Origin of the sequence: Pontibacter cellulosilyticus (assembly GCF_014306105.1) — a bacterium.
Classification (GTDB): domain Bacteria; phylum Bacteroidota; class Bacteroidia; order Cytophagales; family Hymenobacteraceae; genus Pontibacter; species Pontibacter cellulosilyticus.
Genome location: NZ_JACRVF010000002.1, coordinates 640,327 through 653,058, shown reverse-complemented (window position 1 = coordinate 653,058; position 12,732 = coordinate 640,327). Strand labels below are relative to the sequence as shown.

The 12,732-nt window shown below is 46.3% G+C and carries 10 protein-coding genes; 6 read left to right on the top strand and 4 right to left on the bottom strand.

Annotated elements, in window-relative coordinates:
• Positions 1-234: 234 nt before the first annotated feature.
• The 3 genes from tgt to H8S84_RS10545 all read left to right on the top strand — a co-directional run bounded on the left by tgt (position 235) and on the right by H8S84_RS10545 (position 3,475).
• A complete protein-coding gene (gene tgt, locus H8S84_RS10555) occupies positions 235-1,365 on the top strand; it encodes a tRNA guanosine(34) transglycosylase Tgt (protein ID WP_187067277.1) in 1,131 nt (376 codons plus the stop codon).
• A gap of 90 nt (positions 1,366-1,455) precedes the next feature.
• A complete protein-coding gene (locus H8S84_RS10550) occupies positions 1,456-2,532 on the top strand; it encodes an LptF/LptG family permease (protein ID WP_187067276.1) in 1,077 nt (358 codons plus the stop codon).
• A 1-nt stretch (position 2,533) separates the two neighbouring features.
• Positions 2,534-3,475, top strand: a complete 942-nt coding sequence (locus H8S84_RS10545; protein WP_187067275.1) for a DMT family transporter — start codon at positions 2,534-2,536, stop codon at positions 3,473-3,475.
• Here H8S84_RS10545 and ispE read toward each other — a convergent pair.
• Entirely contained in the window at positions 3,431-4,237 is an 807-nt protein-coding gene (gene ispE, locus H8S84_RS10540) for a 4-(cytidine 5'-diphospho)-2-C-methyl-D-erythritol kinase (RefSeq protein ID WP_187067274.1), read from the bottom strand. The two genes, H8S84_RS10545 and ispE, sit on opposite strands and share 45 nt — an antisense overlap.
• Positions 4,238-4,474: 237 nt before the next feature.
• Between ispE and H8S84_RS10535 the strand changes: the two genes are divergently transcribed.
• Complete coding sequence (locus H8S84_RS10535; protein WP_230407129.1) at positions 4,475-5,608, top strand: DegT/DnrJ/EryC1/StrS family aminotransferase; 1,134 nt, start codon at positions 4,475-4,477, stop codon at positions 5,606-5,608.
• Positions 5,609-5,863: 255 nt separating this feature from the next.
• Here H8S84_RS10535 and H8S84_RS10530 read toward each other — a convergent pair whose 3' ends face one another.
• Positions 5,864-6,994, bottom strand: a complete 1,131-nt coding sequence (locus tag H8S84_RS10530) for a trans-sulfuration enzyme family protein (protein ID WP_187067273.1) — start codon at positions 6,992-6,994, stop codon at positions 5,864-5,866.
• A gap of 152 nt (positions 6,995-7,146) precedes the next feature.
• Here H8S84_RS10530 and H8S84_RS10525 point away from each other — a divergent pair, with 152 nt between their 5' ends.
• Entirely contained in the window at positions 7,147-7,911 is a 765-nt protein-coding gene (locus H8S84_RS10525) for a hypothetical protein (RefSeq protein ID WP_187067272.1), read from the top strand.
• A gap of 77 nt (positions 7,912-7,988) precedes the next feature.
• Here H8S84_RS10525 and atpC read toward each other — a convergent pair whose 3' ends face one another.
• Together atpC and atpD are read right to left on the bottom strand one after the other, a co-directional pair.
• Positions 7,989-8,234 carry an ATP synthase F1 subunit epsilon gene (gene atpC / locus H8S84_RS10520; RefSeq protein ID WP_187067271.1) on the bottom strand — a complete coding sequence of 82 codons (246 nt, stop codon included), beginning with the start codon at positions 8,232-8,234 and terminating at the stop codon, positions 7,989-7,991.
• A gap of 96 nt (positions 8,235-8,330) precedes the next feature.
• Positions 8,331-9,842: a F0F1 ATP synthase subunit beta gene (gene atpD / locus H8S84_RS10515; RefSeq protein ID WP_187067270.1), complete on the bottom strand. Its 1,512-nt coding sequence runs from the start codon at positions 9,840-9,842 to the stop codon at positions 8,331-8,333.
• Between the two features lie 355 nt (positions 9,843-10,197).
• On the opposite strand from atpD, the gene H8S84_RS10510 reads away from it, so the two are divergent.
• Entirely contained in the window at positions 10,198-12,717 is a 2,520-nt protein-coding gene (locus H8S84_RS10510) for a S9 family peptidase (RefSeq protein ID WP_187067269.1), read from the top strand.
• The last annotated feature ends 15 nt before the right edge of the window (positions 12,718-12,732 follow it).

Sequence of the window (12,732 nt, the reverse complement as noted above, 5' to 3'; positions counted from 1 at the left end):
AAACAACCATTCAGCTATCAAGCGATAAAACAATTTAATTTAGCCTCCTCAAAAATAGCCATTAAATAGCCATTTCCGAAGTATAGCCGCATTAAAAAAATTGTATGGTTTGTGGCGCTACACTTTGTATCTTTGCCGGTTCTTTTAGAATTATAAATTATCGTTTTCCTGCAGCTGGTATCGCGGCGGCAGTTGGCCTTTGTTTTGTTAAAGACAGGGCTGTAAACCAGACATATGCAATTTTCATTAGTAGCTAAAGATCCTCAGTCTAAGGCGCGTGCCGGTGTAGTACAAACCGACCATGGCGCCATCGAAACACCCATTTTTATGCCTGTTGGCACAGCCGGTACGGTTAAGGCAGTGCACCAGCGCGAATTGAAGGACGACATCAATGCCCAGATTATACTTGGCAACACCTATCATTTATACTTGCGCCCCGGCCTTAATGTGCTGGAGCAGGCAGGTGGCCTGCATAAGTTTAACGGCTGGGACAGGCCCATACTTACCGACAGCGGTGGCTACCAGGTTTTCTCGCTGGCCGGCACCCGCAAGATCAAGGAAGAAGGCGTTAAGTTTAAGTCGCATATAGATGGCTCTACGCTTAACTTCACTCCTGAAAACGTAATGGACACCCAGCGCACCATCGGCGCCGACATCATTATGGCGTTTGACGAGTGTACCCCCTACCCTTGCGACCATACCTATGCCAAGTACTCGATGGAGCGTACCCACCGCTGGTTGCAGCGCTGTGTAGACAGGTTCGACAGTACCGAGCCAAAGTATGGCTATAATCAGACCCTGTTTCCGATTGTGCAGGGCAGCACTTACAAAGATCTGCGCATACAGTCTGCCGAGACTATTGCCAGCTTTAACCGTGAAGGTAATGCTATTGGTGGCTTATCGGTAGGCGAGCCTGCTGAGATGATGTATGAGATGACGGACCTGGTATGCGACATACTTCCGGCTGATAAACCGCGCTACCTGATGGGTGTGGGCACGCCGGCCAACATACTGGAAAACATTGCACTTGGAGTAGATATGTTTGACTGCGTGCTGCCAACAAGAAATGCCCGCAACGGCATGCTGTTTACAACGCAAGGCGTCATCAACATTAAAAACCAGAAGTGGGCCAACGACCATACTCCTATTGATGCGGAACTGGGCGGGTACGTGAGCACGTTCTACAGCAAGGCTTATTTGCGCCACCTAATTCACAGCGGTGAGTATCTGGCCGGTCAAATTGCCAGCGTGCATAACCTTACTTTCTACTTATGGCTGGTAAAGCAGGCACGCCAGCAGATACTAGACGGAACTTTCCGCGACTGGAAAGATGTGATGGTAAAGAAATTAATGACACGTTTATAGTTAGAGAGTTTGGGAGTTAGAAAGCTAAAGAGTTAATACTTTCTACTTCTATAACTTTCTAACTCTTTAACTTTTTAACTTAAGCAAAGCTTGAAGCTCCTCGATAAGTATATATTAAGCAAGTTCCTGACCACTTTCGTATTTGTGGTGCTGATACTGGTGTCTGTTATTCTGGTAATTGACTTTACAGAGAAGAACGACGACTTTATTAAGCACAACGTGGCTGCCAGCGAGATCATTTTTGACTATTACCTCAACCTGATCCCGTACTACGCCAATATGCTAAGCCCGATAACCGTGTTTATTGCCACGGTGTTTGTTACGGCAAAACTGGCATCGCATACCGAGATTGTGGCTATACTTAGCAGTGGCGTAAGCTTCAGAAGACTGCTGGTGCCTTACCTGATGGGTTCTTCTCTTATTGCTGTGGTAATTTTCCTGCTAATTGGATGGGTTATACCAAATGCAAACAAAGAAAGCGTAGCCTTCCAGATAAAGTATACTAAAAGCACTTTTACCTACGACAGTCGAAATATACATGTAAAGGTAGCTCCTAAAACATATGTGTATATGGAGAGCTACAACGTTACCGCGCATGTAGGTTATAACTTTGCGCTGGAGTCTATAGACGACACCAACCTGAAGAGCAAGCTTACCTCCAATAATGTGCGCTGGGACGATGAGAAGAAGAAGTGGCACATGGATAACTACACCCTGCGCACCTTCAACGGTGAGAAGGAAACCATATACAAAGGCGGAGCGCTGGATACTACCCTCAACCTGAGCCCAAAGGATTTTGAAAGTACTTATAAGCTGGAGCAGACCATGACACTAACTGAGCTGAACCAGTTTATAGAACAGAAAAAAGCACGTGGCGCGGATGATCTGGAGACGTACCTCATTGAGAAATATGAGCGCTTCAGCTATCCGTTTGCTATTATTATACTTACCATTATCGGTGTGATTGTGAGTGCCCGCAAGGCGCGTGGAGGCGTTGGTTTCCAGATTGCGTTGGGTTTCCTGCTGGCTTTTATCTTCATCATATTTGTAATTACCAGCCGCAGCCTGGCGCAGGTAGGTGACATTCCTCCGTCTATAGCGGCTTGGGTACCAACCATCGTTTTTACAGGTATAGGTTTTATTTTGTACCGCTACGTTCCGCGTTAGTATGCCTCGCTTAAAAGATTTCCTGGAGCTTCATTTCATTGTTTTCCTGTGGGGCTTTACAGCCATACTTGGTAAGCTTATCTCGATACCCGCTGTTGAGTTAGTGGCACTGCGTACTTCTATTACAGCACTGGCAATTGGTGCTATTATTTACAAACGCGGCACACCGTTCTGGATGGGGAGGACACAAGCGCTTAAACTGTTAGGTGTAGGCTTTATCATCGCAGCTCACTGGATTTTGTTCTTCGCCGCTGCTAGGGTGTCTTCGGTTTCTATTTGCTTGGTAGGTATTGCCACCTGCAGTCTCTGGACCGCCTTGCTCGACCCGCTGTTCAGCAAGACCAGGATTAAGCCTCATGAAATCTTGCTGGCGCTGCTGGTAATATTTGGCCTATACATCATCTTCCAACATGAGACTGAATTCGACAGCATCCTGGGGATCAGCATGGCCATTACTTCGGCTTTGATGGGATCTATCTTCACTATTATCAATGCAAAGCTGGTAAAACGAATACCGTCCACCACTATCACAACCTATGAGATGACGGGTGCTTGTTTGGGTACTGTGCTGTTCTTCCCGATCTATACTACATATTTTGCCGAGGACGGAGCACTGAACTTTAGCCTGACTGCCATGGATTGGGTATATTTGCTGGTGCTGGCGCTTGCTTGTACAGTTTATGCCTACACTGCCTCTGTTAGGCTGATGCAGCGCATAACAGCTTATACCATGAACCTGACGGTAAATCTGGAGCCGATCTACGGAATCATACTTGCTCTCCTGATCTTTAAGGAAGACGAGCAGATGTCGTCTGGCTTTTACCTGGGGGCTACCATCATTCTATTAAGCGTGTTTATCTACCCGATACTGGATGCTTATGATAAACGCCGCAAAAAATTAAAGCAGGCCTTTCCAGAGAGTGTAGTGGTCGGGGAAGAGTAGTGCTGCTGGCTTCTCTTTAAACAGACCGTACACTGCTGAGCCAGACCCTGTCATGGAGGCATACACTGCACCGGCGGCGTATAATTTCTCCTTTATCTGCCCCAACTCCGGGTACTTGGGAAACAGCGCGTCTTCAAAGTCATTCTTTAATACGTCCCTCCATACCTTCACATCCTGCTTCAGCAACATATCCATGTGGCAGGTAGGTTGCTCAGGCTTTGCATTGCCATAGGCCTCTGCCGTTGTGATATGAATTCCAGGGTACACGACCACGCAAGTATAGCCGCTTAAGTCCAGGTCTGTTGGTGTAAAAACATCTCCTTTCTCAGTAGCAATCACTGGCTTATTCCGGATAAAGAACGCGCAGTCGCTTCCCAGTTGCCGGGCATATTCCTCCAGTGCATCTTCTGTCAGGTTCAGTTCAAATTGCTTGTTCAGTATCTTTAATGTAAAGGCGGCATCGGCAGACCCTCCTCCTAGTCCGGCTCCCATGGGGATAACCTTGTACAGGTGCATATGTACCGGCGGCAGGTTAAAATCCTGCTGCAACAGCTTGTACGCCTTCAGGCATAGGTTTGTATCCGGATTTCCAGGAACAGGCAAACCTGTAATATCAAAACGCTCTTCAGCAGCAGGTAAGATCTCCAGCGCATCGCACCACTTTACAGGGTAAAAGCACGACTGTAAATTATGGAAGCCATCAGGTCTTTTGGAAATAATGTATAAGCCAAGGTTAATCTTAGCGTTCGGAAAGTCCAGCATTGTGAATTAAAAACAGTGTTTTTCGGCTGCAATCTATAAAAATGCCCTGAAACCTGCGCACCGTTGCAGCATAATCTCGTTTAGTACGTAAAATGCCCTGACTGAGTAAAGTCTTTTTACTATATTCATAAAAACATAGTATAAGACTTATTGGCATATACTGCTATACTTACTGACACCGTTCAAGTATAAACCAAGACGCAACCTAATTAAGTTACCCTTATTAATAGTAAAGACATGATGTACAGGCCAGGGCGAATTTTTTTATCGGTCCCGCAGATGGGCGGCCATGAGAAGAACTATGTACAGAAAGCTATTGAGGATAACTGGGTTACTACTTCCGGGCCTAACATTCCGGGTTTTGAGCACGACATTTGCCAGCATACCAATGTCCGCCATGCGGTTGCCTTAAGCTCTGGCACGGCCTCTTTACACGTAGCGTTGCGCCTTCTTGGCGTTGGCCCCGGCGACGAAGTGCTTTGCTCTACCTTTACAGCTGTGGCTTCTGCCAACCCCATTTTATACTTGGGTGCCAGTCCTGTTTTTATAGAAAGCGAGTCCGAGACCTGGAACATGTGCCCTGCTACGCTTCGCAGTGCCATAGAAGACAGACTGAAACAGGGAAAGAAACCAGCAGCTATACTTGTGGTGCATCTTTATGGCATGCCAGCAAAGCTTAATGAAATTATGGCTGTGGCTGAGGAATATAATATCCCTGTACTAGAGGATGCTGCAGAGGCGTTGGGTGCAAGGTATGGCGGCCATCAAGTGGGCACATTCGGGCGTATGGGTGTTTTTTCTTTTGGCGGAAGCAAGATCATTACCACATCGGCAGGCGGAGCCATTATCACTTCTAAGCCGGATCTTGCTGAGAAAGCAGTTTTTTTAGCGACACAGGCAAAAGACCCTGCACCGCATGAACAGCATTCGGAAATGGGCTACAACTACCGCATCAGCAATATTAATGCAGGCATCGGACGTGGGCAGATAGAAGTATTGGAACTTCGTGTAAAACAGCACCGGGACATATTCAACTATTATCGAAACCAGCTCCAAAGTATAGAAGGCGTAGAGTTTCTAGCTGAGCCCAAAGCTTGTTTCTCTAACCGCTGGCTTTCTACTATGCTTTTACCCGAGGGCCAAAAGCCTAAAGCCATACGGCAGGCTTTGGAAGAAGAAAATATAGAAACACGCCCTCTCTGGAGACCTTTGCACAAGCAGCCGCTCTTCGCCAACAATCTTTACTTTGGCGACAGGCTGAGCGAGCGTCTCTTTAACCGCGGCCTCTGCCTCCCAAGCAGCAGCAGTTTACAGGAAGAGGAACTGGAAAAGGTTGTAAAGCATCTCAAGAAGTTACTGGAGGTGGTATAGTCCTTCCTGTCTGCAGAACCGGTTCCAACCACCCCTAACCCCTCCTTATCTAAGGCGGGAAATTATACTTACAACCTCAATTTTATCATAATTGCTTTAGTTCTACCCTTGTCATCCTGAAAGGATCTTGTGGGAAGAGAGGTTAAGCAATCTCTACAAAGAAGTATGTCAATGAAAAGTAGTGCCATAGTTCCCCGCCTTAGACAAGGAGGGGTTAGGGGTGGTTGGATCAAGGCAGCTATTAAAGCTAAACCCTTATACTTTTGCCAACGCCTGTTCCAGCTCTTCAATCAACTCCTCGGGCTCTTCTATACCAACCGAAAGCCGGATTACTCCTGTCGTAATTCCAAGCTTTTGCTGCTGCTCCGGGCTAAGCGAGCGGTGCGAAGTGCCAAGCGGATATGAAATAGAAGTACTTACACCAGCCAGCGACGGCGCAAAAGGTATACTTGCCAATCCTTGCATAAAGCGATTTACCGATTCTGTATCATCTGCTATCCTAAAACTGAGCATGCCGCCAAACATTCCATGCCCCTGCTCTTTTGCCAGCCCGTGCTGCGGATGCCCTTCTAGTCCCGGGTACCATACTTGCTCCACCTTTGGGTGCTGCTCCAAGAATTGAGCTACAGCAAGTGCATTGCTGCAATGCTGCTTCATGCGCAGGCGAAGCGTTTTTAATCCACGTGCAGCAAGCCATCCTTCGAAAGGGCTCAGGTTAAGGCCATACGTGCGCATTACCGCCTGCACGCGCTGCAAATCTTCCTGCTGTTGGCATACTACTACCCCGGCTGTTACATCACTGTGCCCCGACAGATATTTAGTAACGCTATGCATTACCATGTCTGCACCCAGCTCTAAGGGTTTGGTAAGTACAGGTGTGGCAAAGGTGTTATCAATTACCAGTTTTATACTTAGCTTCTTGGTTTCAAGGGCCAGCCTTGCAATGTCCAGTACCTGCAGCAACGGGTTACTCATGGTCTCTGCAAGCATCAGTCGGGTATTTGGCTTGGTATACTGCTCCAAAGTATAAGTATCGGCAGAGGGCACGTAACTTACTTCTATGCCTATGCGCGTAAGCTCCTGGCTCAGCAGTGCCGCCGAGCCACCGTAAATTTCTTCGGCACACAACACATGGTCACCAGCCTTGCAAACTGCCAAGACCGCAGCAAGTATAGCAGACATACCCGAAGAGGTTACCACTCCTCCTACTCCACCCTCAAGTTTGTTTATTTCCTCTGCCAATTCATCCGTGTTTGGATTGCCGTAACGGGTGTACATATAATTTTGTCCCGGCTCTTCAAAGTATAACTCCAGCGCGTTTAGGTCGTCGAAAGTAAATACAGAGGTTTGGTAGATAGGTGTGGTTTTCGGGTGAATGTTTGGCATGGGAGTAAGTATAAATCGAGCTGTAAGATAAGGAGGAAATTACTATATTGTTGAAGAATAATCCTTGGTTTTCTTCTGTTGATATGAAATGATAGCCTCAAAATAGCAGACCCTAGAACACGCTCCTGATACTTTAATATTATAATATTGGAATGAGAAAAATTGTAGCACTACTATTGCTTGCTCTTAACACAAGCTGTTCCGATCCTAAACCTAAGGTTGTTTACGATGATGCGCAGGAGATTGCAGAAACAGAAAATCAAATCTTAGATGACAGCACTTCAATTGCGGTAGCTAGTATTCCAATCCACTTTGATAGTACTTTTTATCTAATTCACCCGATAGGACAGTATTCTCCCAACAAGAGAGGAGCCGATATATACATGAGCTCTTACGAATCTGGTAACAGCGGAATTGCAGTAGCTTACAGGAACAACCAGGAGATATCAGGAAATTTTGATAACGTAAAGTTTCAGCACGTAGACTCAGCAAGCTTCACATCACTAACAAAAAGGCAGATTAAAATTCGCTCCATTACTTTTCTCCGTTCAATCTTTGAGTCTACCAAGAATCAGTTACTTTTATATAGCCTTACTGATAAAGACACCAATAAGGACAGGAAACTAGATACTGATGACATTGAATCTCTTTATATAAGTAGTATAAATGGTCATAATCTCCAAAAGCTGTCACCAGATCTGCAGGAGCTTGTTGACTGGCAGATAATTGACGTGCAAAAGAGAATATACTTCATTACCTCGGAAGACATAGATAAGAATGGAGAGTTTAACAAGAATGATCAGCTACATTACTTCTATGTGGACCTAGGAGGCAAAAGCTTCGATGTTGTAGAATATTACCCCTTAGAAAGAGCAGATTCAGAGCCTAATCCGGCCATAGCTAATCTAAAGCAGTAAGGGTATACTCCCAAAACAAAATCCCCTCCTGCTCTTACGAACAGGAGGGGAATTTTTATGTCTTAGTTGCGCTGTTGCTACTCGATCACAGACTCTGCAAGTACAATGATCTTGTTGTTAAGCACTTCTACCACACCACCGTCAACGGTAAAGAATTCCTGGCTTTTGTTGGTAGTGACACGGATTCTGCCTTTATCCAAGGTGCTGATGAGTGGAGCGTGAGAATCAAGAACCTCGAAAGAACCATTGGCTCCCGGGAACTGGGCACTTGTTACCTCACCGGCAAAAACCTTTTTATCAGGTGTGATTATCTCTAAATACATTTTTATTAGTTATGAGTTTAGAGTTCCGAGTTCCGAGTTATGAGCAGCAGAAGCTAACCCGTAACTCAGAATTCGTAACTCGTAACTAATTTATACTTATTTTGCTTCAGCAAGCATTTTCTCACCCTTTGCAACAGCGTCTTCGATTGTACCTACAAGGTTGAAAGCTGCCTCAGGAAGGTGGTCATACTTACCGTCCATGATCTCGTTAAAGCCTTTGATAGTGTCTTTGATATCAACAAGTACACCTTTAAGGCCTGTAAACTGCTCTGCTACGTGGAATGGCTGAGACAGGAAACGCTGCACACGGCGCGCTCTGTGTACTACCATTTTATCCTCGTCAGAAAGTTCGTCCATACCAAGGATGGCGATGATATCCTGAAGTTCTTTGTAACGCTGCAGGATTTCTTTCACACGTTGCGCAGTGTTGTAGTGGTCTTCACCAACTACCTCTGGCGTAAGGATACGAGACGTAGAATCAAGAGGGTCCACCGCAGGGTAGATACCAAGCTCAGAGATTTTACGAGAAAGTACCGTAGTCGCGTCCAAGTGAGCGAACGTTGTAGCCGGAGCAGGGTCAGTTAAGTCGTCGGCAGGTACGTAAACGGCCTGTACCGAAGTAATTGAACCACGCTTTGTAGATGTAATACGCTCCTGCATGGCACCCATTTCAGTTGCCAGCGTTGGCTGGTAACCTACCGCAGATGGCATACGGCCAAGAAGTGCTGACACCTCAGAACCTGCCTGCGTGAAACGGAAGATGTTATCTACGAAGAAAAGGATGTCACGACCCGCATCGCTTGAACCCGGCTCACCATCGCGGTAGTACTCCGCCATAGTCAAACCAGAAAGTGCCACACGTGCACGCGCCCCAGGAGGCTCGTTCATCTGACCGAACACGAAGGTAGCCTTAGACTCCTTCAGTTCTTCCTGATCTACTTTAGAAAGATCCCAGCCACCGTGCTCAAGAGACTCTAAGAACTCTTTACCGTAACGCACGATACCAGCCTCGATCATTTCACGAAGAAGGTCGTTACCCTCACGAGTACGCTCACCTACACCGGCAAATACAGAAAGACCACCGTGTGCTTTCGCGATGTTGTTGATCAGTTCCTGGATCAATACAGTTTTACCTACACCGGCACCACCGAAAAGACCAATTTTACCACCTTTTGCATAAGGCTCGATAAGGTCGATTACTTTGATACCTGTGAATAATACTTCAGAAGAAGTAGCAAGATCTTCGAAACGAGGAGCAGGTCTGTGGATTGGCAAACCACCCGTGCTCACAGGCTGCGGAATACCGTCAATGGCTTCGCCGATTACGTTGAAAAGGCGACCTTTAATGCCTTCGCCTGTTGGCATTTTGATTGGACCTTCCAAGTCAACTACTTCAGCGCCACGAGTAAGACCTTCTGTAGAGTCCATCGCGATGGTACGTACACGGTCCTCGCCAAGGTGCTGCTGACACTCCAGTACTACTACCTGGCCGTTGTCTTTCGTCACTTGTAGGGCATCCAAGATATTTGGTAGCTTAGAGTTTTCACCCGCAAAGCTAACGTCCACAACCGGACCGATAACCTGGGTAATTCTGCCAATATTCGCCATTTGACTTAATTTATTGATTAACTTTTGTAACGGAGTTATTTCAGGGTGCAAAACTAATGCATTAATCTCTTATATCCATACAAGAACTCAAAAAGTTTTGCCACCGCGCACTATGCACATACAACTATAAGTAAATTTATGCTAACAACAGGTGCATTTATGCAAGTCGATGATTAAACTTTTATTTATTTTGACTGTCTATAGTCCGGAAAATGTGGCTGAAGGCAGGTATTTAATTGTTTTAAGCAAACTATAGATGCTTTTGCTTCTCTGCTTTTGCACTAAAACCAGCACTGGCTACATAATTTATTATACTAATTTACACCTTAATACTTTTCTAAACTTTTAGCCTAACATGAGAAAAATTTACCTCCTGTCCTTTCTCCTGCTCTTTTGCTTAGGAGTACAGGCTCAGTCGCCGGCACCAGCCAAAGGCAATTACCAGCTTGCCTCACGCTTCTCCCCTAAGAAGCTGCAAAAGCTTATCTTCAGCACAAGTATAGACCCGCACTGGCTTAAGCAGTCAGACAAGTTCTGGTACGAGTATGAGACCAGCAACGGCAAAAGCTGGTATATTGTAGACCCTGCCACCAAAACAAAAAAGCAGCTGTTTGACAAAGACAAACTGGCCTCTGCCATCACCATGATCGTGCAGGACCCTTTTGATGCGCAGCACCTGCCTATCGAGAACCTGAAGTTTTTACCAGACGAGCAGAACATCCAGTTTGAGGTAAAGAGCACTGTAGATGAAGTAAAAAAAGACAGAACCGATAAATCTTCTCCAGACTCACTTCAGAAAAAGACATTCTTCTTCCGCTATAACCTGGCTACTGGCCAACTGCAGGAGCTAAAGGACTACGAAAAGCCGAAGCCAAGAGCACGCTGGGCATCTATCTCACCAGACGAGAAAGTGGTAGTGTTTGCCCGTAAGCACAACCTATATTGGATGGACATTGCTAACTACCAGAAGGCCCTGAAAAACGAGAAAGACACTACCATTGTAGAGCACCAGCTTACCAAAGACGGTATTGAGCACTACAGCTACGGCGACACAAGAGGCGAAACAAATGTGGAGCGTGAAAAGAACAAGAACAACCGCAAGCCGGCACGTATACTTTGGTCCCCAGATTCAAAGCACTTTGCTTTCATCCGCACCGATGAGCGTAAGGTAAAAGACCTGTGGGTAATTCATAACACTGCCAAAGGCCGTCCGGAACTGGAAACTTACAAATACCAGATGCCAGGCGAAAAGGAAGCACCAAAAAGAGAGTTAATGGTGTTTGACTTTGCGAACAAGACAGCTAAGAAAATAAACACTTCAGCTTTTAAGGACCAAGAATTAGGATTGTGGGACGCGCCGGACCTGAAGAAGAACCGCGACGATGAGCACCGCCCTAGCATCTGGCACGGCACTAACAATAAACTATACTTTACACGCACCAGCCGCGACCTGAAGAAGATCGACATTTGCCAGTTAGACGTTACAACCGGCACTGTAACACCTGTGATCAATGAGCGCTTTAATACTTATGTAGAAGTACAGCGTGTTGGCTTAGTAAACGGCGGCAAAGAGCTTATCCATTGGTCTGAGCGCGATGGCTGGGGACACTTCTATTTATATGATGCAGCCGGTAACCTGAAAAACCGCATCACGACAGGTCCTTACCACTGCGAAAGTATAGAAGGCATCGACGAGAAGAACCGTGTGCTATACTTTACAGCCAATGGCCGCGAAACAGGCGAAGACCCATACTTAATGCACCTGTACCGCATCAACTTCGATGGCAGCGGACTTACATTGCTAAACAAAGGCAACTTCGACAACAATGCCAACCTGAACGATGGCAATTCATACTTTGTAAACACTGCATCAAGAGTAAACACTACCCCTAAATCTACTCTGTACGATAGCAAAGGTCGCAAAGTAATGGACCTGGAAACAGCAGACCTTAGCCGCCTGATGACGACTGGTTACAAGTTCCCAGAGCCGTTTAAAGTGAAAGCAGACGATGGCATTACCGATATCTATGGTGTAATGTATAAACCTTTCGACTTCGACTCTACTAAAACCTACCCGGTTATTGCCTATGTATACCCAGGTCCGCAGACTGAAGCGGTGAATAAGTCGTTTGGCCGCAGCATGGACCGCATCGACCGTTTGGCGCAACTGGGTTTTGTGGTAATTACTGTGGGTAACAGAGGTGGCCACCCTGCCCGCTCTAAGTGGTACCACACCTACGGCTACGGCAACCTGCGCGACTATGGCCTTGCCGACAAGAAAGCAGCTATCGAACAGTTAGCAGATCGCCACAAGTTTGTCGACATCAGCCGTGTAGGTATTACCGGCCACTCTGGTGGTGGCTTTATGTCTACGGCAGCCATGCTAGTTTACCCAGACTTCTTTAAAGTGGCTGTATCGGGTGCGGGCAACCACGAGAACAACATCTACAACCGCTGGTGGAGCGAGAAGCACCATGGTGTAAAAGAATTGATCTCTCCTAAAGGCGACACTACTTTTATATACAACATCGAGAAAAACCCTGACCTGGCAAAGAACCTGAAAGGTAACCTACTGCTGGTAACCGGCGACGTGGACAACAACGTGCACCCTGCTAATACTATCCGCATGGCTAACGCCCTTATCAAAGCAAACAAGCGCTTCGACTTTATGCTGATGCCAGGCCAGCGCCACGGCTTCGGCGACATGACAGAGTATTTTTTCTGGATGATGGGTGACTACTTTACTAAGCACCTGTTAGGAGATTTCTCACAGCCTGTAGATATTCATGAGATAAACAGGGAGATTGAGAACGGAGGAGAAAAAAGAAGAGGAACAATAGTTAGCGCAGGTGGAGGCCGTGTAGCCGAAAATTAATCTTTATACTTTGCA